The 23,494-nt window shown below is 44.2% G+C and carries 16 protein-coding genes; 13 read left to right on the top strand and 3 right to left on the bottom strand.

All coding sequences use genetic code 11. The annotated features are described in order from the left end of the window. Window positions 1-176 precede the first annotated feature (176 nt). Both JKP82_RS13760 and JKP82_RS13755 read left to right on the top strand, forming a co-directional pair. On the top strand, window positions 177-344 hold the full coding sequence (locus JKP82_RS13760; protein WP_159532578.1) for a DUF1328 domain-containing protein: 168 nt from the start codon (window positions 177-179) through the stop codon (window positions 342-344). 118 nt (window positions 345-462) lie between these two features. Continuing rightward, entirely contained in the window at window positions 463-708 is a 246-nt protein-coding gene (locus JKP82_RS13755; RefSeq protein WP_159532580.1) for a DUF4235 domain-containing protein, read from the top strand. Window positions 709-946: 238 nt separating this feature from the next. On the opposite strand, the gene JKP82_RS13750 is transcribed toward JKP82_RS13755, so the two are convergent. Then, window positions 947-2,284, bottom strand: coding sequence for an MATE family efflux transporter (locus JKP82_RS13750; protein ID WP_258544400.1), 1,338 nt, complete (start codon window positions 2,282-2,284; stop codon window positions 947-949). A gap of 235 nt (window positions 2,285-2,519) precedes the next feature. On the opposite strand from JKP82_RS13750, the gene JKP82_RS13745 reads away from it, so the two are divergent. Next, window positions 2,520-2,756, top strand: a complete 237-nt coding sequence (locus tag JKP82_RS13745) for a hypothetical protein (RefSeq protein WP_232370664.1) — start codon at window positions 2,520-2,522, stop codon at window positions 2,754-2,756. Between the two features lie 134 nt (window positions 2,757-2,890). Here JKP82_RS13745 and JKP82_RS13740 read toward each other — a convergent pair whose 3' ends face one another. Further along, complete coding sequence (locus JKP82_RS13740; protein WP_218397458.1) at window positions 2,891-4,156, bottom strand: helix-turn-helix domain-containing protein; 1,266 nt, start codon at window positions 4,154-4,156, stop codon at window positions 2,891-2,893. 273 nt (window positions 4,157-4,429) lie between these two features. On the opposite strand from JKP82_RS13740, the gene JKP82_RS13735 reads away from it, so the two are divergent. From JKP82_RS13735 to JKP82_RS13690, 10 genes are all read left to right on the top strand, one after another. Next, window positions 4,430-6,940 (top strand): glycoside hydrolase family 95 protein, encoded by a 2,511-nt coding sequence (locus tag JKP82_RS13735; RefSeq protein WP_218397456.1) that lies wholly within the window; start codon window positions 4,430-4,432, stop codon window positions 6,938-6,940. Window positions 6,941-7,001: 61 nt separating this feature from the next. Beyond that, window positions 7,002-9,902, top strand: coding sequence for a TonB-dependent receptor (locus tag JKP82_RS13730; protein ID WP_218397454.1), 2,901 nt, complete (start codon window positions 7,002-7,004; stop codon window positions 9,900-9,902). Window positions 9,903-10,001: 99 nt separating this feature from the next. Next, entirely contained in the window at window positions 10,002-11,705 is a 1,704-nt protein-coding gene (locus JKP82_RS13725) for a DUF5597 domain-containing protein (protein WP_218397453.1), read from the top strand. Window positions 11,706-11,731: 26 nt separating this feature from the next. After that, complete coding sequence (locus JKP82_RS13720) at window positions 11,732-14,662, top strand: glycoside hydrolase family 31 protein (protein WP_258544399.1); 2,931 nt, start codon at window positions 11,732-11,734, stop codon at window positions 14,660-14,662. 160 nt (window positions 14,663-14,822) lie between these two features. Continuing rightward, on the top strand, window positions 14,823-16,121 hold the full coding sequence (locus JKP82_RS13715; RefSeq protein ID WP_218397451.1) for a putative glycoside hydrolase: 1,299 nt from the start codon (window positions 14,823-14,825) through the stop codon (window positions 16,119-16,121). Next, window positions 16,111-17,313: an SGNH/GDSL hydrolase family protein gene (locus JKP82_RS13710; protein WP_218397449.1), complete on the top strand. Its 1,203-nt coding sequence runs from the start codon at window positions 16,111-16,113 to the stop codon at window positions 17,311-17,313. The genes JKP82_RS13715 and JKP82_RS13710 overlap by 11 nt, the downstream gene beginning before the upstream one ends. 78 nt (window positions 17,314-17,391) lie before the next feature. Next, window positions 17,392-19,134, top strand: coding sequence for a glycoside hydrolase family 43 protein (locus JKP82_RS13705; RefSeq protein ID WP_218397447.1), 1,743 nt, complete (start codon window positions 17,392-17,394; stop codon window positions 19,132-19,134). A 301-nt stretch (window positions 19,135-19,435) separates the two neighbouring features. Next, window positions 19,436-19,768 carry a Gfo/Idh/MocA family protein gene (locus tag JKP82_RS13695; RefSeq protein ID WP_218397443.1) on the top strand — a complete coding sequence of 111 codons (333 nt, stop codon included), beginning with the start codon at window positions 19,436-19,438 and terminating at the stop codon, window positions 19,766-19,768. Beyond that, the gene (locus JKP82_RS20900; protein WP_258544398.1) at window positions 19,752-19,877 is read left to right on the top strand and encodes a hypothetical protein; all 126 of its coding nucleotides are present in this window, start codon (window positions 19,752-19,754) and stop codon (window positions 19,875-19,877) included. Before JKP82_RS13695 ends, JKP82_RS20900 begins: the two co-directional genes overlap by 17 nt. Before the next feature lie 88 nt (window positions 19,878-19,965). Beyond that, window positions 19,966-21,492 carry a serine hydrolase domain-containing protein gene (locus tag JKP82_RS13690; protein WP_218397441.1) on the top strand — a complete coding sequence of 509 codons (1,527 nt, stop codon included), beginning with the start codon at window positions 19,966-19,968 and terminating at the stop codon, window positions 21,490-21,492. Window positions 21,493-21,785: 293 nt separating this feature from the next. On the opposite strand, the gene JKP82_RS13685 is transcribed toward JKP82_RS13690, so the two are convergent. Further along, window positions 21,786-23,477 carry a serine hydrolase gene (locus JKP82_RS13685; protein ID WP_218397439.1) on the bottom strand — a complete coding sequence of 564 codons (1,692 nt, stop codon included), beginning with the start codon at window positions 23,475-23,477 and terminating at the stop codon, window positions 21,786-21,788. Between the last annotated feature and the right edge of the window lie 17 nt (window positions 23,478-23,494).

Here is a 23,494-nt window from a genome sequence, read left to right as displayed (position 1 = left end):
GTTAGCAAATTTTGTTGTTGCGATTATTACTGCGCAAAAACGCGTTACCTTTCTTTCGTTACAATCGGGCTACAAGCCGCATTCTGACGCTATTTTAACCAACAACCTAAAAATTTGGCAAAGTAGGCCTATGGTTTGCAGCTTTAATCGTAACTCACAAACTGAAGGGATACATTATGTTACGTTGGGCTTTAATATTTTTAGTAGTTGCATTAGTTGCGGCAGTTTTAGGATTTGGTGGAATTGCTGGTTCTGCAGCGGGTATCGCCAAAATTATATTCGGTGTTTTCGTTATCCTACTGATCATTTCAATTGTTATGAATATGGTCAGGGGTAAAAGTTAAACGAAAGCCGAATTAAAAAATTGGTTTTAAGACTTTGCGAGAGTCTGCATTAAACAGCCATTAGTCATTTGATGAATGGCTGTTTTTTTTAATTTACGCTTCATCAATGGAGACCATTATGAGCAATAAACAACGCATTACGAACGTAGGTATCGGGCTTGCCGCTGCATCTGCGGGAATTCTAGCAAGAAAAACGCTTCAAAAGTCGTGGGAAAAGGTAACTAACGCCCCCTCCCCGAAAGACAAAGGAAGTGAAAACACAGATTTTAAAGAGGCCGTAACGTGGGCTGTAGTGTCAGGTATTGGAGCAGGCGTTGCCAGAATGGCCGTTCAATATGTACTGGACAAACGCCAGTCGAAATAACACTGCCAAATTGATACCTCTTAAAAGTGTAAGCGCTTATAAGAGGTATCGAAACGTTGGGTAAATTTTCGGCCTGTTCCCCATAACATTACTGTTAAATAAACCTTCAAGATTGAATACAAGACAATTCATCGTGTAACCACCACATCACCTTATTTATCCCAATGCCTATTTTATTAACGCGCCTCTGGTTGCTAGTACAGCTGAGCTACTCTTAATACTATTTACGCTACATGCGCTATCTGCACTTAAACCCGTTTATCTCTCTTCTGGTATAAAAGAATGCAATGATAGCGCTTAAAATAACCACAGTAACGATGGTGTAGAACATAGACACCATGGGGTAGCCCCACACTATAATCAGCACATAATTTATTGAAGCGGGCACAATGAGTTGACGCGCAATACCTAAATACATGGGAAACATAGGTTTTTGCATTGCCTGCAATATAGCCACACTTTGAAACAAGACCACGTAAGCATAAAAGGCTAATGTATCAATTCTAAGATACGTTATTCCTGTATTTTTAATGGCACTGTCGTTAGTAAAAAGGCTCATTGCCAGCGGCGATAGAAAATACATAACGGGAATAGACACTATCGCCATAAAGAAACCGATTAATAACCCCTTGCGATACGTTTCAGCCACGCGGTCGTAGTTATTTACGCCCATATTCTGGCCCGCTATGGCCATTACCGCGCTATTTAACCCTAACGCTGGAAGTAACAACACCTGCTCTAGGCGCAGCCCGACGGTATACCCCGCCACATGCTCACTACCAAATTGACCGATTAGTGCCACAGTAATAAAACCACCTAAAATAATGGTGAGCATATTGAAGCTAGCGGGCACAATTTGTTTAAGTAGCTTTTGCCAACGCTCTTTATCAAAAGTGGGCATTATCGATATGTTTAAACGCTTCATCAATACGCGGAATAGGTAAAACGCGGTGGCAAACTTAATCACCACTGTGGCTAGCGCTATACCGCTTACCCCTAAGTCGAGTACGAAAGTAAAGAAGGGGTTCAGCCCAAAATTAGCAAAAAAACCAATCATGAGTGCATTTCGGTTAGATTTGGTATCGCCTAGTGCCATTAACGCGCCCGCCGCACCGAAAGATAAGGTGAAGCCTACTGAACCCGCCACCGTTACCCATAAATATTCCATCGCAAGGGGCTCGATATGAGGTTCAGCGCCAAGTAAAACCACTAGCGGGCGGGCAGCAAAATAACCTAAAACACACGACACCGCGCTAAAGGCGATGGCAAGGCCGCTAACGTTATCTAGCCAGCCTTTCACTTCGTGGGTTTCTCCCCTGCCCGCCCCCGGCGCAATCATTGCAGAAGCCCCAGTTTGAATGCCAATACCAATAGATAGCAGTAAGAAGAAAACGCTGGAAGCAATGGATAAACCGGCAAGTGCGTTATCGGACAAATAGCCCGCAAACCAAATATCAGTCAGGTTATACAATGTATTGAAGATCATGCCCGTTGATGCCGGGATAGCAAGCCGCACCATATGACCGACAATAGCGCCTTCCGTCAACGATGGTTCAGATTTGGTGGCTTCTTGCATTTCGGCTCCTCAGCTATAACGAATACCCGCAACAACATACCGATTTTTAAGCCCACAGGAAGAGTTTTCTATCAAGAATAAAAAATTACTTTTCGAAGTGTCGCAGTGCGTTCTGCCGCTTTGGCACTGCCGTCCTTATTGTTTAACTCACATAGGAGACTGATTGATGGGGTAATTTTAACCAACAATACGCCAACCCATGAGGCCCTTATGTTGGCTTAGGCTTTTTTTCAATATGAATGAAAACGGTGAAATTCTGGGCTTTGGCCATGGCGGCGCAGATAAAGGCTTTATGTCTCAGTTATATCTTGAGTTAGATACCGACAACGGCTACTTCTTCGCCAACAACGGCAGTAGCATCCGCTTTGAAGGCATTGATAACAGTGATGGCGGACTGGTTAAAACCCTTGTGATGGATGGTAACAAACGTGGTGAACGGATAGAGTCACTGGCAAGCTTTGCCACCGAGTAAATAGTTAAATGTAGTTGAGCGGATTATAAAAGAATTGATAGGGCTTAAAATAGATCGGCGAAAGCAGTTCCCCCACTCTTTTTATAGGTAAACCATCGCTCAAATCAGAACACTAACGTGCTTCGCATCTTGTGCTAATTTGAGGCGAGTTTTTTTCTAATTAAGCGCGTCTTCGCTGTTTTTTGAGTTATCGCATGGCCTTCAACTGTATCAGTTTCGCCAGTATCTTCTTTTTTATCGGCACATGCCTCTTTGAATACCTTGGGGCTGCATCCGTACTCATTTTTAAACAACTTATTAAAATAAGGCACGTTTTTATAGCCTACGGTGTAAGCAATTTCAGACACATTTACTGCTTTGTTATCAGCAAGTAGTCGCGCCGCTTCATTCAGGCGCAACTTATTCAAATATGCGCTAAACGTCAGGCTCAATTCTTTTTTTAATATCTCATTTATTTTGTTGCGATTAATACCCGTTCGTTGAACGACAGTATCTACTTGAAGGTCGGCATTGGCATATTCAGTGGCCATCAGTTTCAACAAGGCGCTTTTTTCACGATTCTTTTGCGGCTCAATTGACAATTGCTGATACGCGATTAACGGGCGATCCTTTCTTACTTTATCTATCACTTCTTTTAACAGCGCTTTAGTACGCAGTTTAAGCACCCATATACAGGTTCCAATCCAAGCCATCGTTGCAATAAGAATAAAGATATATACCCATCGCCAGTCGCGCCCGTGTAACTCCATGTTCATTACATTTACGTTGGCTCGCTCGCTCAATGGACTCTGAATCGAACTGCCTAAGGAGAGTTTGGCGACTTTTTGAATGTTGTAATCCTGTTTACTCAACTCCGACTTATATTGTCTGTACCACCATTCCGGTGTATCGAGTAAGTGCAAGTCGATGTCATGCTTTTCCCATGTGTCGTTACAGTTAAAGTAACGCGTGGATATTCGCTGTGATCGCGGGTCGTCAATCGTCGTTATGTTTTCATCTACCGTGTATAAGGCAAACGTTAAAATATTGTTAGGGGAACACTTAACATCAAAGCTAACAGAATCGTAATTGGATAGGTCAACCGTATTGGGGTGCCCTTTTTGATTCAAAAATACCATTTCCGCCAAAGCAAACGGGCTGTAGCCTTCTCGGTCATCACTCACTAAGTTTAAATGGAAATTAAGGCTGTAATTATCATCAGCAATTTCAATCGTAGACAGGCCTCCTTCCTTAGAATCTGCATACGGAACGGCTCGCCATTTATACTTGCCATTTTCACTTTGTGAAGACAATAAAGGCTCATTCAAAAAAGCTGAATTGAATGCTGCAAAACCTAAAATAAGCGTTAGCACTAAAAGGCTTATCACAACAAGTAACGCTTTTTTGAAAAAAACAATCATCCTAATCTAACCATTTTCAAAACCAGACACTAATAAACATCCAATTTAAGTAATACAGCTTGAACCAAATAATGACAACGACATTGTTAAAATTAAGCTCCCCGAAATTCAGCGTGAAACCATTAATGCAACTTTAAAAAATCTTATACTTTTTGCATAAAAAAGTTTAACTATTCGCACAGAAACAGCTTTTTTGCCAATAGAACTAAAATTTTTCGCGGCTTCACAATATCCTCAGAATAACAATTTTCACAAATAAATAACAATCAAGAAATGCACAGTATAAAGGTTATCGTTAACAACAAAACCAAATCCCACGCCACTGTGTTTTTAGCTCAGGTTTTATGCTGTGCATGGTTAACCTTTTTGGGCGCATCAGCAACAGCGTCGGCAAGTACGGTCCCCCAAAAATTTGCGTCAAAAAACGCAAATACACATGCAGATCTAACGTTGCACTTCGATACCCCCGGTGAACATTGGGAAAATGACGCTCTGCCATTAGGTAATGGAAAAGTAGGCGCAGCGATATTAGGGCAGCCCTTGCTCGACAAAATTCAATTTAACGAAAAAACACTATGGACAGGTGGCCCGAATTCTTCTGAAGATTACCAGTACGGATTTCCAGAGAATTCCAGCGACTTCTCCGTAACCATCAAAAAAGTACAACAACAATTGAGAGAACGGCTCAATTTAACGCCAAGCGAGGTGTCTGAGCAACTAGGACACAAGCAAACAGGATATGGCAGTTTTCAATCGTTTGGCGATTTGATCCTCAGCTTTCCTAAAACGCATGGCAGCTACACCAACTATAAAAGAAGTCTCGATTTAGCCAATGCCACAGCCCGCGTTTCTTACTCAGTAAACAGTATCAATTTTACTCGTGAGTATTTTGTAAGCTATCCCGATAACAGCCTGGTCGTGCACCTTTCATCAACCGACCTAAATGCAATTACAGTCTCTGCTCGAATTAACGTACCCGACAATCGCAGCTACACACAACGCACAGCGTTTCCTCAAAGCGTTGAAGTCAGCGGCAAGCTAAACGACAACCAACTTGAATATGCGGCAATTTTAAGTGCACAGACAAAGCGAGGATCGCTGCACATTTCTAATGGCCAATTACATATAAAAGGTGCCGACAGCGTGACCTTAAAACTCACAGCGGCAACAAACTATCAGCTTAGCTACCCAAACTATCGTGGCGAGTCGGCAATTAGCCGAGTTAATGAGCAATATAAAGCCGCCAACAAATATCCTTACCCCCAATTGAAACAGCGCCATCTTCACGACTACCAAACACTTTTTAATCGTGTCAGTCTGGATATTGGGCAAAGCCAATCCGCTAGCTCAAAACAAAACCACCGCAGCGTTCTTGATGCTATTACTACTGATCAATTGTTGAATGGGTATCCGTCTGACAACGTCACGCTAAATCGCGCGTTAGAGCATCTCTACTATCAGTATGGTCGCTATTTATTAATTGCCTCTTCGCGCAAGGGCAGCTTACCCGCTAATCTGCAAGGCGTTTGGAATAAAGACAGCCAGGCACCATGGAGCGCAGATTACCACTTGAACATAAATTTGCAGATGAATTACTGGCTGGCAAACATGACCAACTTGCCAGAAACCCTGCCCCCTTTGTTTGATTTCGTGGAAAACCTGTCGGTGACTGGCAGCCAAGCGGCTGAGCGATTATTTAAATCTTCTGGTTGGGTGGTATTCCTTAACAGTAATCCATGGGGTTCTATAGGCCTAATTGATTGGCCGACTGCATTTTGGCAACCAGAAGCGGCCGCTTGGATGTCGTTGCACTTTTACTCGCACTATCAATTTAATCAAGACAGTACCTTTTTGGCTCAGCGAGCATATCCAATCATGAAATCAGCCAGTGAATTCTGGCTCGACAACTTGGTTGAAGACGCTAACTCCGGTTTGTTAGTTGCCACTCCCAGTTATTCACCTGAACACGGCAACTTTTCCGTTGGCGCAGCAATGTCACAACAAATCATCGCTGAATTGTTCGCTAGCACAAAAGAAGCCGCGCAGTTGCTGGAAGATCATAATTTTGAACAACGATTAGCGAAAGCCATTGCGCGACTTGATCAAGGATTGCGAATTGGCCGTTGGGGGCAATTACAAGAATGGCAACAAGATGTGGATGATAAAACCAGTCAGCATCGTCACGTCTCTCATTTATTTGCTTTGCATCCTGGACGTCAAATTTCGCCAACCGAAACGCCAAAACTTGCTCAAGCGGCGAGCACCACATTGAATGCGCGTGGAGACGGTGGCACGGGCTGGAGCAAGGCGTGGAAAATCAACTTTTGGGCTCGTTTATACGACGGTGACCGCGCCCACAAACTGTTATCAGAACAATTAATGCACAGTACGTTAAATAATCTTTGGTGCAATCATCCGCCTTTTCAAATCGATGGCAACTTCGGCGCAACCTCAGGCATGACCGAAATGCTGTTACAAAGTCATAAAGGCACTATCGAATTACTACCGGCGTTGCCGAGCGCATGGCCACACGGCAGCGTAACCGGTATTAAAGCCAGAGGTAATATTGAAGTCGCTATGACATGGCAACAAAACGCGCTCACCAAAGCGGTGTTTCGCGCCAATCGTAAGGGAAAAATAGAAATACAAAATAGCGAGCTTGCCAGAGAGTTTGCACTAATGCGGTTAAATCAACCAGTACCCTACGAGCGCTTAGCCAGTAACAAAATCAGATTTAGTTCTGCTGCAGACCAAGTAACCGAGTTACTTGTCAGTGGCAATTAAATATAAACAACGATAAAGCCATTAGCCTAGTAGATAATAAAAATCGATAGGGATTTTATATATGAGAAACATATACCCAGAAAATAAAACCTATAGCTTAGCAAGTTATGCCAGGACAAAAACGACAATTAGTGTGTTAGCTGCACTTGGCCTATTACTGCCCACCATAGCTTACGCCGCAGACGATGAAAAAGACGCTGTCGAAGACCCAGACATAGAAGTAATCGATGTAAAAGGCATTCGTTCCAGTGTTATTTCAGCCCAACAAGTCAAAATGGGTTCAGATAAAATTATGGATGGCATCAGCGCCGATGATATTGGTGCATTACCCGACAGGAGTGTCACTGAAACCTTGCAACGCGTAGCAGGTGTCAGTATGGACAGATACATGAGTTTAGGCGACCCCGAACGTTTCTCTGTTGAAGGTAATGGCGTTATTGTTCGTGGTTTAACTCAAGTGCGTTCTGAAATAAACGGGCGCAATACGTTCAGTGCTGATGGTGGCCGTGTGCTAAGTTTTGCTGACGTACCACCGGAGCTGCTCAAAGCAGTTAACGTATATAAAAGCCCATCTGCCGACCAAATCGAGGGCGGGATCAGTGGTACCATAGATCTCGTTACTCGATTACCTTTCCAAGAGAGTGGTCAGCGATTCGCCTTTAGCTTAACCGGCAACTACGGTGACATCATTGATGAGGTGAAACCCGCGTACTCTGTTCTTTATTCTAATACATGGGAACTAAACGACGAAGCCAAGTTTGGTCTACTCGTAGACTTTGCTCACTCTGAACTATCTACTCGCAACGACTCCATCTACGTAAGAGATTTCCACCCTAGAACCGGTATTGCCGGTCATGAAGACGAAACCGTTTATCTGCCACGCGGCGCTGACTGGCGTTCGTTGTATTTCGAGCGTGAACGCAACGGTTCATACGTTGCGTTACAATTTGCGCCTAATCAAGATCACCAGTTTACCTTCACTTATTTCGGCAGTGACTACGACATGACATGGAGCGAAGATGCCATATTCGTGCAAAATGATCCAAGTGGTGTTTTAGCCTCAGAAGACAGTGTGTACGACAGCAATAATGCCTTCAGAAAAGGGCGCATCACGCAGCAGGGTGGCTTTATGCCAATGGGCTCTGATATTCGTGCAGCGGTACAAAATGCAGTAACCAAAGATTTCGCATTGGCTTATGAATATGCTGGCGATCACTTTGCTATTGACGCGTCACTTCAACGCGTTGACTCCACCTCTGAAGGACTCGATTCAACAGTTGCGTTGGAAGTTACCATTCCTTACCTAGACGTAGACTTAACCGGAGACTTGCCGGTCATCATGTCAGATAGCGCCCACTTGGCCGACCCAAGTAATTATTATTGGGCTTTTATCATGGACAACCAATATGACAAAACGGCTGACATGACCGCCGCGGATGTAGATGTTGAATACTTCTTAGAAAATGACGTTATTGAAAGTGTTAAGTTTGGTGTGCGTTACAGCTCAGCGAATTCAAATAACGCCGACACAGGTTACAACTGGAGTCCGTTGGCGCCTGCATGGTTACAAGGCGGAATTACAGGCGGTACTGAGAACATCTATCCCGACTCTTCGGCGTTGAGCCTAAATGAATTTGAAAATTTCTTTGGCGGCGAAGTTACATCACCTTCCAATATTTTTGCGCCGCTGCGCAGCTTCGCACTTGACTACCCTAACAGCTTTAACGATTTACAAAGCAGGTTTGAATACGCCGATTGGGCCGGTTGGGCATACTGGAATCAGCGCAACCTGAATGACCAAGCTTGGCAAAATAACCAATCAGAGAAAACCTATTCAGCCTATACAATGGCTAACTTCTCATTGGATAACTTTTCCTATCCAATTACGGGTAATTTTGGCATTCGTTATGTAAGAACCGACAACACCGCGCATGGCTCGTTAACTTACCCTGAAGTTGATTTATTCGGAGGTTCAGGCACTGGAGCGGAACCGCTTGAAGCCGAACACAACTACGATAACTGGTTGCCAAGTTTAAACATAAAAGTAGAGCTGTCTGATGAGCTATTACTTCGTTTTGCAGCATCTAAAGCGATGGCTCGGCCAGACTTTAACAAGCTTGCAGCCTCAATAAACCTGAATGCATCGCTGAAGGATGAATGTAACAGTGGTGATGCAACAGCGTGCCTGCCAATTGGCCCCGAAGACTACAACCTAACTTTAGAGTCTTCGACGAACCCTTATTTAGACCCTATGGAATCAACCCAGTTTGACGTTTCGTTAGAGTGGTATTACGCAGAAGACAGCTCAGCTTACGTCGCGCTTTTCAGCAAAGATATTTCCGGTTACCAGGTTACGCTGGATTCACAGGTTGATTTTGGCGGTTATACGTATAATGCCAGATGGCCAATTAGTGACGCTGAAGCCGATATCAAAGGTTTGGAGCTTTCGGTTAACCACTTCTTCCACTCCCTTCCCGCACCATTTAATGGCCTAGGTCTACAAGCAAACTACACCTATATCGATAGCAGTACAGATACACAATTGAGTGCATCACCGGTTGATACTGACGGCTCAACATACGACACACAGCCCTTTGCTGCGTTGTCAGAAAACTCATTAAACCTCATCGGTATTTATGAGTACGGTGATATCTCTGTGCGCTTTGCTTACAACTGGCGTAGTGAGTACTTAGTTTCAGTAGGACCTAATGGTTACAACGGTAACCGAATTGATGGCGGTACATACGCGTTACCCGTTTACAACGCCCCAGCGGGCTATTTAGACGGCTCAGTATCTTACCGTATCAATGACAGCCTGTCGGTTGTACTTGAAGCCAACAACATATTGAACACGGTAACTGAAATCGAAACTAAGCAAAATGCATCGGGTAACTATCGCTCAACGTTCCACGCAAACGACGTCCGCTATGCGCTGTCTATTCGCGGTAACTTTGAACTCTAGATTCAACCTCTTGAATATGAAATCAACCTACAGCACTGGCAAAACCAGTGCTGTAGTGACTGAGATTAATTCGTTTAACCTTATTAAAGCTAAAAAGTTATGAATTTAAAGTTACCCGTATTGGCAACAACCTTAACATGTCTCATTCTAATTGGCTGTCAAAGTACCTTACCTGTAACCAACGACTCGCCAAGCAACTCCACTAGAGCCCTGCCCCAAGTCATTAGCAAAGAGGGGCGCCACCAGTTTCAGGTCGATGGAAAACCTTATTTATTGTTGGGAGCTCAAACCAATAATTCAGCCAACTATCCAAGTGCACTAAATGACGTATGGCCCGTGTTTGACAAAATGCACGCTAACACACTCGGTATTCCCGTTGCTTGGGAGCAGATTGAACCGGAGCAAGGTAAATTTGACTTTAGCTACCTAGACACTTTGATAGCCGAGGCCAAAGAACGTGATGTAAGAGTGGTGTTACTGTGGTTTGCCACATGGAAAAACAACTCACCTAAATACGCGCCTTCTTGGGTTAAGTTAGACAACAAAACATATCCGAGAGTGATCACTAGAGACGGAAAGATCCTTAACTCTCTGTCCCCTCTGGCAAGAAGCACACTTGATGCAGATAAAACGGCCTTTAAAGCCCTAATGACTTACTTACGCGATAACGATCCAACACATCAAGTCATTATGGTTCAAGTGCAAAACGAAGTCGGCACCTATGGCGCTAAACGTGACTTTTCGCCAATGGCGCAAAAAGTGTTTGAGCAAGCAGTCCCTAAACAATTAACGGATGCCTTAGGTAAACCCTCAGGCACGTGGCTACAAGTATTTGGCAAAGATGCCGACGAGTTCTTCCATGCTTGGCATATCGGCACCTACGTAGATGAAATTGCGGCCGCTGGCAAAAAAATCAAGAACCTGCCCATGAACGTAAACGTGGCGTTGCGAAATCCGTTCAACCCAGGAGAGGGATATTCCATGGGAGGCCCAACCGACAACGTTATCGATTTATGGAAAGTAGCGGCACCTAACATCGACATGATTTCGCCTGATATTTATTTTAGGGATTATAAAACCGTGGCCGCAGTCTTAGCGCTGTATTCGCGACCAGACAACCCTTTGTTTGTTGCGGAAATTGGTAACGACCAACCCTACGCTCGCTACTTCTTTTCTACACTCGGTCAGCAAGGCATTGGGTTTGCGCCATTCGGTATGGACTATACCGACTACGTTAACTTTCCATTGGGCGCTAAAGACATGAGCGATGCCACCATCAAACCATTTGCCGACAATTACGCACTCATGGAATCGTGGTCTTCTACGTGGGCAGAACTCAGCTTTAGTACTGAAACATGGGGAGTTGCAGAGCCACTCAACACAGCCGAAGACCAAGCAGTTTGGAACGCCGAAGTATCTGCAGCACTAGCCCAAGAAAAATCAAAGCAATATACACAAGAACTCGATCTAGGTCGTTGGAAAGCAACCGTAACCTATGGTCGTCCGATGTTTTGGATTTCGCCGCCAAAGGGCAATGACCCATCATCAGGTGGTGCACTAATCGCCAAACTTTCTGAAAACGAATATTTGGTCACAGGCGTTCGTTGCCGCGTTGAGCTTACCCCTTCTGACGAAATCGATGGCTTACCATTTATGATCGACCGCGTGGAGGAGGGTTATTTTGATGACGCGGGTACATGGGTATTTGAACGGGTTTGGAACGGTGACCAAACCGATTGGGGCCTTAATTTCACATCAGAGCACCACATTTTGAAAATCAAAATGGCAACTTACGAACACTAAAAAGAACACAAATTGGACTATTAATTATGATGAACAAAAAACTACTCGCTCACAGTGTCGCATTAGGCTTAATGTCTATCACTGTATTGTCAGGATGTTCAAAAGATGCAACGCAAACTTCATCAGCACAAGTCGAAAGTGCAGGTACCGTTCAGCATATAGAGCACGGGGTGATTGTGACCCCCACACAAGGCCAAGCCAAAGCGGTTCGCTTGCAAGTGATGGCCGACAATATAATCCGTGTCACCGCAATTCCTCATAGCAAGCTTAATGCTGTGGCCGATAGCCTGATTGTGAATATGCCTGCTGCTGGTCAATTTACCACGGCGCGCTCAAACAACTTACTACAACTTAGAACACGAGAAATGACGGCGGAAGTGTCACTAATAAACGGCACAGTCACCGTAAAAAATGCAGCGGGGGAAATCTTACTTAGCGAAGAAAATAGCGGTGAATTTAGCACAGTGACGCAAGAAACCATCACCCCAGATTTCGACTCTTACGCCATTAATCAGCAGTGGAACAGAGGAAGCGACGAAGGATTCTTCGGTTTGGGTCAACATCAAAATGGGCAAATTAACTACGCTGGCGAATCAGTTCGTCTGCTTACTCATAACTTATCAATCGCCATTCCGTACGTTATTTCTACGCGTAATTACGGCGTGTTATGGGACAACGCATCGATTACCAATTTTGGTGATCCACAACCAGCAACAGGTTTAGGCCAAGAGTTAATTTTATACGATGCCAACGGCAACCCAGGTGGCTTAACAGCAAACTACTACGACGGTGACACGTTAGTTTTTAGCCGCGTTGAATCTGATCCAGACTATAAATTTCTTAGCAACAACTCGGTACGTGAAAAACCAATGCCACAGGAAGTTAGTCACGTTAAGCAACCACGAGTGGTATGGACCGGTAGCATCGAAGCCAAAGCCACTGGATTACATCGATTCCGGATGTACAACAGTGGTTACGCTACATTGTCAATTGGCGGTAAAGAGTTGCTCAACCGCTGGCGGATGAACTGGAATCCTTGGTACCACAACACTGAAATTGAGCTGGAGAAAGGCAAAAAGGTGGCGATTAACATCGATTGGGACTCTCAAGACGGTTTCTTTCGCTTAGCGCACAGCGACCCGCAACCCAAAGATGACCGTTTCAGTCTTTCTTTCACGTCTGAAACGGGCAAAGCCAAAGACTACTACGTCGTTGTTGGTGAAAACAAAGATGCGCTTATTTCCGGTTACCGCACCCTAACAGGCAAATCTGTAATGCTGCCTAAATGGGCCTATGGCTTCTGGCAAAGCCGCGAACGATATAAGACGCAAGATGAATTACTCAACGTATTAAAAGAATACCGCGCGCGCCAACTACCAATCGATAACATCGTACTCGACTGGTCTTACTGGCCAAGCGATGCCTGGGGCAGCCATGACTTTGATCCGCAGTACTTCCCAGACCCAATCAAAATGACACAAACAGTGCATGATTTAAATGCCACTATCATGATTTCCATCTGGCCAAAATTTTATCCAACAACCGATAATTACAAAGAGTTAGATGCCAAAGGTTACATGTTGACCAACAATGTCCTGAAAGAGAAAAACCTAGACTGGATAGCGCCCGGTTACTTAAATGGTTTCTACGATCCGTATCCCGTGGAATCGCAACAAATTTTTTGGCGTCAACTCAATGAAAAACTGAACGTTAAAGGATTTGACGCTTGGTGGTTAGATGCTTCAGAGCCAGATATACATTCAAACTTATCTTACCAGAAGCGCAAAGAGAACATGAACGAACTCTCTGTTGGTAGCGGCGCTGAGTTCTTTAACTCTTATGCATTGCCCAACGCCGAAGGGGTATACAAAGGTGAACGAAAAACTGACGGGCACAAGCGCAGCTTTATCCTAACGCGCAGCGGCTTTGCCGGAATTCAACGCACCGGTAGTGCAATTTGGAGTGGTGACATAGTACCTCGCTGGTCAAACCTGAAAGAACAAATTGCCGCAGGTGTCGGGGTGAGTTTAGCGGGTGTACCTAACTGGACCATGGACATTGGTGGCTTTACACCAGAAGATCACTACAGGACAGGTCCGAATGGTTTTGTTGGACACTATTCAGAGATGGCTAAAGAATACCAAGCACAATGGCAAGAAATGCAAACCCGCTGGTTTCAATTTGGTGCATTTGTTCCACTGTTCCGCTCCCATGGTCAAAATCCGTATCGCGAAATCTTTAATATCGCCGACGAAGATTCTGAGGCCTATGCCAGTATGGTGTATTACCTCAAGCTACGTTATCGCTTAATGCCTTACATCTACTCTATTGCGGGTGACATATACCACAAAGATGGCACGATGATGCGCGGCTTAGTCATGGACTTCCCAGAAGACAAAATTGCCATAAACCTAAACGACGCTTACATGTTTGGTAAAGCGTTGCTCATCAACCCAGTATACGAATACGAAGCGCGTACTAGAGACGTTTATTTACCTGCTGGCACCGACTGGTATGATTTTTATAGCGGCGAGAAATACACCGGAGGTCAAACTATCAAAGCGGATGCACCGCTCGTCAAAATGCCCTTGTATGTAAAGGCCGGCGCTATAATCCCGACCGGAGAAAACATTCAGTACGTTTACGACAAGCCAACCGGCGCTTATACCATCAATGTATTCACTGGCGCTGACGGCTCGTTCGAGATCTACGAAGATGACGGCAAAACATACGACTATGAAAGCGGTAAGTACAGCTATATTCCACTGACTTACGACGAAAGCCTGCAAACCCTCACTATTGGTGAAAGGCGAGGCACGTTTGAAGGTGTGTTAGAAAACCGTACTTATCACATTCGTTGGATTTCAGAAGGGATTGTGCCTGATAACTTCGACGCAAAGCCAGCGACAACAATCACTTATTCAGGTAAAACTGTCTCACTCACAAGAACGCCGTAGATGACTGTGTTGCCCCCCCTGCTTGCCCACCAACGCCAAATCTGGGCGAACAGGGGCTGGTGACCGTGTTACCTATAGGTGATTCAAACGCTTTAAAGCGCTGTAGAAAGTCGCCGGGGCAATCCGAGCGATCCGAAAAGGAAACAAATTGGAGCAAACAATGAAGATTAAAATAGCATTACTCTCATTAGTGACCGCATCCATGGTACTGGCCTTACATGGCTGCAGTACAAAAGTTGACAATGCGGCCCAACCTGTCGACAAAGACATCGCGCTGTATCAGGGGCGTCCTTTGCAACCTTGGCACATAGTTATAGACAACCAAGGCAACAACCAATTGCTGAACGGCGCTTTCGCTCGCTTATCTGACGAAACCATTACGATCACAACATCAGACAAGCTTTTTAAAGACGACGCGTTAACGGTTAAATTTGAAGAGGCGTGGGACGGCGAAGTTTACATGTCGCACGGTCGCCCACTTGACCTAACCCAGTACATAGAAAAAGGCACATTAGCGTTTGATTTCAATAGTATTGACATGAAGAGCGCCAATTTACAAACTTCCATAAATTGTGGTGACAATTGCAATAACGTGATTGATCTGTGGCCGTATGCCAAGGAGTTTGAAGGTAAAGGCTGGCAAAAAATCGCTATTCCGCTGTCTTGTTTTGCATCTAGCAGGGCCGATTTCAGCGCCGTAGCCAAACCTTTTGCGATCACATTCTCTGGCACCGGCGAGTTCTCTTTTTCCAACATAACCATAACGCGTGAAAGCACCGCCAATTTTGACTGCCCTAATCAAGACACGCTGACCACTCACCCACAACCACTACGTGCATTTTGGGCCGATGAATGGTGGCCAAACCGCGTTGAAGAGAAAAAAACAACACAATCTGGTGATGAAAAATTACTACTAGTGGGAGACTCTATTACCCATGGCTGGGAACAAGACAGCGGCCAAGCAGTTTGGCAAAAACACTTTTCAGACGTCAGTACGCTCAACCTAGGCTTTGGAGGTAATCGCACCGAAAATGTGTTGTGGTTGGCCGAACAAGGCTTACTCGACAACCTCAACGCCAAGCTAACGGTAATTATGATAGGGACCAATAATACGGGTCACCGTATGGACTCGCCTGAGTCTATTCATGATGGTGTAAAGGCGATCGTTCAGACAGTCACACAAAAAATACCAACCAGTAAGGTATTGCTGTTGGCTATTTTTCCTCGCGGCACTGATGACAACGACAAGCTAAGAATCAACAATCAAAAAACCAACGTATTGCTTAAAAAGCTGGCTAAAAATCAAGGCATTTTATTTGCCGATATTAACGCTAGTTTTTTAACCAAAGACAAGATTTTGAGCAAAGACATCATGCCGGATTTACTCCACCCTAATGCTAAGGGTTACGAAATTTGGGCGCAACAACTAACGCCATATGTAGACAAATATGTACGCTAATAACTTTTACGATGCTTTTATCACAGGGTTGCGGACGGGGTTGAGAAAGACGTTGCGTTTAGTAGCTTCATCCATTTTCTTCGTGCTGTTGAGTCAATCGGCTTTCAGTAAAGTAGCACTTGCAGACACTACACTAAGCCATCCGGCACAACACGCGCTAACTCAATTCATTCCGGCTAGCCACCCTGCTCTACTATACTCAGGCCGGATCGACACTACGGATACCAACCGCCCCTACCTTTCGTGGCCCGGCAGCAGTGTGAGTTTCAAGTTTACTGGCGCCAAGTTAGTCCTTCGGCTTACTGACGATAAAGGACTGAATTATTATAATGTTATCTTCAATCATCAGGATGCTTACCCCTACGTATTGGCCGCGCAAAAAGGTACCCACGAATACGATTTAAGCCACATGATTGAAAAACCAGTAACCGAAGTCACGTTATTTAAGCGTACTGAAGGGGAAGAAGGCGGCAGCTATATTGGAGGGTTAATTTTGCAGGCACGTGCCAAGTTACTGACGCCAACGCCTTTACCTCAACGGCGTATTGCTTTTTATGGCGATTCAGTCACCGTAGGGATGGGTAATGAGGCCGCCCACAATGCACCAGACAATAATCCTGCTGAGAAAAATCACTACCTCTCATATGCAGCCATTGCCGCTCGCGATCTGAACGCAGAATTTCACTCCATCGCTAAAAGTGGCATTGGTGTTTTGGTCAGTTGGTTTGATTTCACCATGCCTGCCTATTTTGACCAACTGCGTGCCGAATCCAATAACGATTCAAAATGGGATTTTAGTCAATGGCAGCCCCACGTCGTTGTGGTGAATTTGCTACAAAATGACAGTTGGTTAATAGATAACGAAAAACGCCTGAACGCCACGCCTGCAGAAATCTCGCAGGCCTATTATGAATTTATTCAAACCTTGCGCAGTAAACACCCTGATGCTCACTTTATATGTGCCCTTGGCAGCATGGATATTACACGCGACAACCAATGGCCAGGCTACGTCACCCAAGCTATAAAGCAAATAAAACAGCAAGATGCAGGGGCAAAAATTGACCAAATAGAATTTGATTATACTGGCTACGGTGCGCATCCAAGGGTAGAGCAACACCTAAAAAATGCGAAAAAACTCAGCGCCTTTATCCGTCAAAAAACAGCTTGGTCAGATGATGGTTCAACTCAGTGATAGCCTTGCCGGTATACAGTCAGACGTTATCAGGCAACGTAAACCTTAAATTTAATCCCGAATATGAGCGAGGGAATAATGACCTGCAATACCCATAAATACCATTTTGCGCTACTAGCCATCGCTGTATTTTTATCGGCGTGTAATATGCCCGCCCCCTCTCAAAACCAAACGCCGAAGGCTTCACCAAATGCCATATTCGACGACTTTAACTATCAAGGTAAAGATACTATCTTTAATCAACCGCTGGCTAAAACAAAAATTCAAAATCCTATACTGAACGGCTTCTACCCAGATCCTAGCATAGTGCGAGTAGGTCATGACTACTACATGGTGAATTCTACGTTTAGCTTGTTTCCTGGTTTACCTATTTTTCACAGCAAAGATTTAGCGCATTGGCAACAGTTAGGTAACGCAATAAATCGGCCGGAACAGCTCAATTTTGATGGTTTACACATAGGCTACAACGGTATTTACGCCCCGGCGATTGAATATAGACAGGGCACGTTTTATATCATTACCACCTGCGTTGGATGTGGCGGCAACTTTATCATCACCGCAACCGACCCCGCAGGCCCTTGGTCTGATCCGATTTGGTTGCCAGAACTCGCAGGCATTGACCCATCATTGTTTTTTGACGACGACGGCAAAGTTTATATTGTCCACCATAAAGATCCTGCCAATAAGAAGTATCCAGCCCATACCTCCATTGCAATAATGGAAGTAGACGCCAACACTTTTCAGCCTATTTCAAAAGATGTTGAATTAGTAAATGGTGACGACCCCGCGCCTTGGCACACTGAGTATTTGGAAGGGCCGCATATTTATAAAGTGAAAAACAAATATTATTTGTCAGCATCGGGCGGTGGAACCGAGTATTTTCATAGCTATTTGCTTTACCGAGCCGATTCTATTTTGGGTCCATATGAAGCGAATCAAGAGAATCCCGTTCTTACTCAAATTGGTTTACCCAAAGACCGCGAATTCCCGATCACGGCAGCTGGACATGGCGATCTGTTTGACGACCCAAATGGAGACTGGTGGGTGGTATTTTTAGCCAATCGCGTTTATGACCTAGACAAAACTGACATTGGACACTTTCACACAGGAAGAGAACCCTTCTTATTGCCAGTGACTTGGAACGATGGTTGGCCAACAATATTACCCGATCACGCCCCCATTCCTTATCAAATTGACCGCCCTGCTTTACCTCAAATCCCATCAAACAATGAATTCAAACGTGGTAATTACACACAAATTTATGATTTTGAATCGAACCAAGTGCCACTCGAGTGGCTATTTATCCGAACCCCTCGAACACAATGGTGGAAGATTGAAAATGGCCGTCTTTTTATGTCGGCTCGAAAAGATAGACTAGGTGAAAATAATCAACCGTCTTTTATTGGGCGCAGACTGGCTCATATGAAGGCCACGTATTCGGTAAAATTGCAGTTTCCCGAACTACAGCCAGGTCTGGAAGCTGGAATGATGTCGATGCAAAATGACGATAACTATATTGCCTTTGGTTTGAGCCAAAATTCACAGGGCGACAAAGTACTGCAGGTGCGGCGAAAAGCCAATACCCCAGAACTTGTTCAAGGGGTAACAATTAAAGAGCAGAGAATTACGTTGCAGCGTGCACAGCAAATTGAATTAAGAGTAGATATAGATAAAGCGAATATGGATTTCTACTATCGAATTGAAGAACAACCTTATCAACCCTTAATCATGTCTGTGAACTCATCAGTGCTATCCAGCTTTGAAGCTGGTGGCTTTACCGGCGCTATCGTGGGAATGTACTCACAAGACAACAACCGCTAGCGTGCGGTCTATACATGAATGGTGACAGATGTTCCCGCTAATCCAGAAAGTCGGAAAATAGCGTCGGCAAAGAGGGAAAGCTAGTCTACAGCGCTAACTTTCCCTATACTTTTTGCAAACTGTTTAAAAAAGGAACAAGGAATGTATCGATTTGGCATTGTCGGCGCTGGCATGATCGCGGATTTTCATGCTCAGGCCATTAACGCTATACCTAATGCAGAGCTAACAGGGATTTATTAACGTTCAATTGAAAAAGCGAACGCCTTCGCACAGAAACATAACTGCACACCTTTTGACGATTATGCTTCTTTTATTCAATTCCCCCAATATTGATGTTATTACCGTATGCACCCCATCAGGGTTTCATTTAGAGCCCATATCCGCAGCAGCCAAAGCGGGTAAACACATTATTTGCGAAAAGCCTCTTGAAGTGACCGCCGAACGAGTGGATGAGATGATAGCCGTATGCGCAGAAAATAATGTGATGTTAGCGGGCATTTTCCCCCGGCGTTTCAATGCATCGTCGCAGCTACTTAAAAAGGCGTTAGCGCAAGGTAGATTTGGCAACAATGCCATGGCTGATGCCTATATTAAATGGTGGCGAACTCAAGAGTACTATGAAAGCGGTGCTTGAAAACGGCACTAAACCATTGGTAGATGGTTTCGAAGGTCGCCGCTCTATTGCCTTGCTTAACGCAATTTATCGTTCAGCGGCAAAAGGTGGTGAAAAAGAACTTGTTTAAACTGCCGCTTCAACTCCTAATGGCGGCTGGTTGACGAGGTAAGTTTAGGAACGTACTCTGATATTTCTAAACGTAATGGATTACTTAAATGAAAATAACAAAAATAATAACCGCGCTAACACTCTCACTTTGCTTAGCTTCGTTATTAGGCTGCGCAGAGCCTGAAACCCTGCCAACCTCCCCTTCCTCTGCTGAAGAGTCAAAAGAAGCCAATATTTTACTAACCGGCCTTGCAGAACGAATTCGAATTGAAGGGCAAGAGGTTGATTTTCAATCTTTAGCCCAGCGGCAGGCCCTTTATAATGTGCCAGGGGTTTCTGTCGCGTATATGAAAAATGGGCAGCTCGCTTGGACGTTAGAACATGGCGTTAAAGATGTAGCCTCTGGACTAGTTGTGAATAAAGATACTGTATTTCAGGCCGGTAGTATTTCTAAACCCGCATTTGCAGCGGTATTAATGAAGTACCGCCAAGATAACCCTATTGATTTAGATACCGACGTAAATAACTTGCTTACCAGCTGGCAATTGCCCGAACATGAATGGACGGGGCAAGAAGTTGTTTCATTACGCAGATTATTAAGCCACACGGCTGGCACCACAGTACATGGCTTTCCTGGTTACGCGACTGGCGAACCCGTGCCTACTTTGCAGCAAGTGTTAGAAGGTGTTGAGCCTGCTAATACCAGCGCGGTAGTGGTTGACCTTCAACCCGGCAAGCAAATGCGCTATTCAGGTGGCGGCACTACGCTCGCTCAACTTACCTTACAAGACATAGCAAACGAACCCTTGCCGACAATGGCACAACGGCTTTTGTTTGCGCCGTTAGGCATGACGCGCTCTGACTTCGAACAGCCTATATCGTCAGACCTATCAAACAATATGGCTACGCCCTACAACGATGACGGTACCCCAGTAGAGGGTGGCGCGCATACTTATGCCACGCTTGCTGCAGCTGGAATGTGGAGTACGCCTTCGGATATGCTGAAAATGGCGAGCAGCGTACGTAGCGCGTATTTAGGGTTAGAAGCTAATTGGGTAACTAAGGCCACTGCTCAAGAAATATTAACCAATAATACGCCTAGCAATGAAGCTCCTAATGTTGGTATTGGCTTTTTTATCAACATGGATGAAAACGGTGAAATTCTGGGCTTTGGCCATGGTGGCGCAGATAAAGGTTTTATGTCGCAGTTATATCTTGAGTTAGATACCGGCAACGGCTACGCCATTATGACTAACGGCGATAACGGTAGTCAGTTAATTAGCGAGTTAGAAGTTCGCCTAAAAGAAGTATTGGATGTGGGGTATTCGCAAGCTGAAGTTAAAAAGTTAGTGCCAATCAACCAAACAGAGCTGAGTAAGTATATTGGTACTTACGTGGTAACAGACCCTGTTGATGTCGAATTTGTATTGCAGGAAGCAAAAAACGGCTTTGTGCTTAACGCTTTACCTTATATTGAAAATGAAAGGTATTTTCATGAGGGTGAAGGACGATTTTTTGCTAAGAATGGCAGTAGTGTTCGTTTTGAAGACGATGCTGAAGGCGCGCTGGCTAAAACGCTTGTTATGGATGGGAATATTCGGGGAGCTAGGAATAGTCAGCGAGAAACGCAGTGATAATATGACGTATCCAATAAACTAGCTTGCTACTTTCTGGCTTTAGGCATCAAGACTTTCTAACGTTGGTTTACTCCTTTAACAGTGTGAATAGCTAACCAAATTAAAGAAAGCGTACTGCGGTACAGTTTTGATACCGCGTGTTATGCCTGTCTTATTAGCTTTTTGGAAGGGCCCAAAACTTTGGACCTCAAGTAACGGTTGTGGGAAGTTATGACAAATTCAATGGCCAGTTGCAAAAGTCGCTCGACAAGCATTTAAAGAAATAGACGGCATGATTTCCCTATTGATGTTTAGTTTGCTGTCTTCTTTTGCGCCGGTATTTCTTGCCCACCTTGATACAAGATCATAGATGTATATACCCCATTTTCATTTGCATTGAACTCAAGCTCTGCATCCACTGCCTTCAAGAAAAATCGACTTTCTGTCATAGGGTAGATTTGGAATTTTTGTTGTCCCGTTGCTTGCGACATTAACTTATCGTCTTCAAGCGTGATAGTGATATCAAAGCCAGGTTGTAACTCAAATACTCCAACAAATTGCATAAGCGTTGCACTATCTAGCGTAATTTCAGTTTTTACCGGAACAGGCTTGTCAGTTTTTATACCAACAGATTCGCTAGCTCGACTCTTGAATAATACTTTTGTTTTGTCATCTTCTTGCGTAAATCGTAAATTTGAAAAGCTACCTTCAAAATAAAACGTGCCGTCTGCTGTTGGATGCAATAAGAAATTCGCTCCGCCTTTTCGTTGTGAGTATAGCGAGCCATCGTCCATGGTAATAAACCTAGTAGCACCATCGTCAAACTGATACACGCCTACTAAACTCGCTAACTCATCAGTATCTACAGATACATCATCAGAAAACTCAGGATAAGGCTTATCAATAGTAATAGCCGCCATCTTCGTTGAAACAAACCCCGGGCCATTAAAGTCAGTGTTTGATAGTACCGCTACGAATACATTTTCTTCAGGCAAATAAATACTATTTGTGACATAACCAAAAATGCCACCGCCATGCTCCTTCGTAGAACTGCCATTTATTTCACTTAGAAACCATCCATAACCATACCCAATCTTTTCACCGTTATTGAGTTCATAATTAGTGAAGGCTTTCTCAGTAGACGCTTGATTAATTAACTGGTTGCTTCTAATTGCCTGATTCCACTTGAACAAATCATGTACTGTAGACATTAAAGAACCTGCAGCATAAGGCTGCGACATGCTTAGATATTCCGCATTAATAATTTTATCGGTTTGCTGATATCCACTTGCTCGGTTTGGAATAATTGTCTGAGCGCTGCCATAGTAAGAAGAAGTCATGCCCACAGGCTCAAATATTTCTTTCTGAATATAATCTTGATACGGCAGGCCAGAAGCTTTTTCGATGACATAACCCAAAATAAAATAAGCGGAATTGTTATATAAAAATTGCTCGCCAGGCTCAAAATCCATTGGCTCATCTTTAAAGATGTTTATGAGTTCTAGCGGTGAAAGGTCTTGTCGCCACAATTTACTCCAGATTTCCATTGACGTGTAACTCTTGATACCTGAGGTATGAGTGAGCAAATGATGGAGTGTAATTGTATGACCATTGGTCGGGTAATCAGGTAAAAACTTGGTAAGCTCATCATCTAAACTCAGTTTCCCCTCTTCGACTAACATCAAAATTGCAACGGCAGTAAATTGTTTAGTAATGGAACCTATTTCGAATACCATTTCAGGCTTGATAGGCACATTCAATTCGATGTTTGCTAGCCCAAACCCTTTTTCATAAACTACTTCACCGTCAATCGCTACAAGCGCCGCAGCGCCTGGTTGGTCAGACTGATATTGTTTACTTAATAATGCATCAAACTTTATTGAAAGAGGTGTCGATGGACTAACATCACCACCAGCTTCACTCTCGCTTGTTAGTCCAGTTGCATTACATGAAAAAAGTAAGCTAACTAAACTTAAACACAGCATTAACTTTAAGATATTCATAGTATTCCCTGCGTGAG

This window comes from Alteromonas lipotrueae (assembly GCF_019249215.1).
Taxonomy (GTDB): domain Bacteria; phylum Pseudomonadota; class Gammaproteobacteria; order Enterobacterales; family Alteromonadaceae; genus Alteromonas; species Alteromonas lipotrueae.
The sequence above is the reverse complement of the archived record's forward strand: the minus strand, read 5'-3'. Positions and strand labels throughout refer to the sequence as shown.

Excerpts from the sequence above, each read along its gene's own strand:
- JKP82_RS13760 (WP_159532578.1), top strand. The coding sequence starts at position 177 with ATGTTACGTTGGGCTTTAATATTTTTAGTAGTTGCATTAGTTGCGGCA.
- JKP82_RS13755 (WP_159532580.1), top strand. The coding sequence starts at position 463 with ATGAGCAATAAACAACGCATTACGAACGTAGGTATCGGGCTTGCCGCT.
- JKP82_RS13750 (WP_258544400.1), bottom strand. The coding sequence starts at position 2,284 with ATGCAAGAAGCCACCAAATCTGAACCATCGTTGACGGAAGGCGCTATT.
- JKP82_RS13745 (WP_232370664.1), top strand. The coding sequence starts at position 2,520 with ATGAATGAAAACGGTGAAATTCTGGGCTTTGGCCATGGCGGCGCAGAT.
- JKP82_RS13740 (WP_218397458.1), bottom strand. The coding sequence starts at position 4,156 with ATGATTGTTTTTTTCAAAAAAGCGTTACTTGTTGTGATAAGCCTTTTA.
- JKP82_RS13735 (WP_218397456.1), top strand. The coding sequence starts at position 4,430 with ATGCACAGTATAAAGGTTATCGTTAACAACAAAACCAAATCCCACGCC.
- JKP82_RS13730 (WP_218397454.1), top strand. The coding sequence starts at position 7,002 with ATGAGAAACATATACCCAGAAAATAAAACCTATAGCTTAGCAAGTTAT.
- JKP82_RS13725 (WP_218397453.1), top strand. The coding sequence starts at position 10,002 with ATGAATTTAAAGTTACCCGTATTGGCAACAACCTTAACATGTCTCATT.
- JKP82_RS13720 (WP_258544399.1), top strand. The coding sequence starts at position 11,732 with ATGATGAACAAAAAACTACTCGCTCACAGTGTCGCATTAGGCTTAATG.
- JKP82_RS13715 (WP_218397451.1), top strand. The coding sequence starts at position 14,823 with ATGAAGATTAAAATAGCATTACTCTCATTAGTGACCGCATCCATGGTA.
- JKP82_RS13710 (WP_218397449.1), top strand. The coding sequence starts at position 16,111 with ATGTACGCTAATAACTTTTACGATGCTTTTATCACAGGGTTGCGGACG.
- JKP82_RS13705 (WP_218397447.1), top strand. The coding sequence starts at position 17,392 with ATGACCTGCAATACCCATAAATACCATTTTGCGCTACTAGCCATCGCT.
- JKP82_RS13695 (WP_218397443.1), top strand. The coding sequence starts at position 19,436 with ATGCTTCTTTTATTCAATTCCCCCAATATTGATGTTATTACCGTATGC.
- JKP82_RS20900 (WP_258544398.1), top strand. The coding sequence starts at position 19,752 with ATGAAAGCGGTGCTTGAAAACGGCACTAAACCATTGGTAGATGGTTTC.
- JKP82_RS13690 (WP_218397441.1), top strand. The coding sequence starts at position 19,966 with ATGAAAATAACAAAAATAATAACCGCGCTAACACTCTCACTTTGCTTA.
- JKP82_RS13685 (WP_218397439.1), bottom strand. The coding sequence starts at position 23,477 with ATGAATATCTTAAAGTTAATGCTGTGTTTAAGTTTAGTTAGCTTACTT.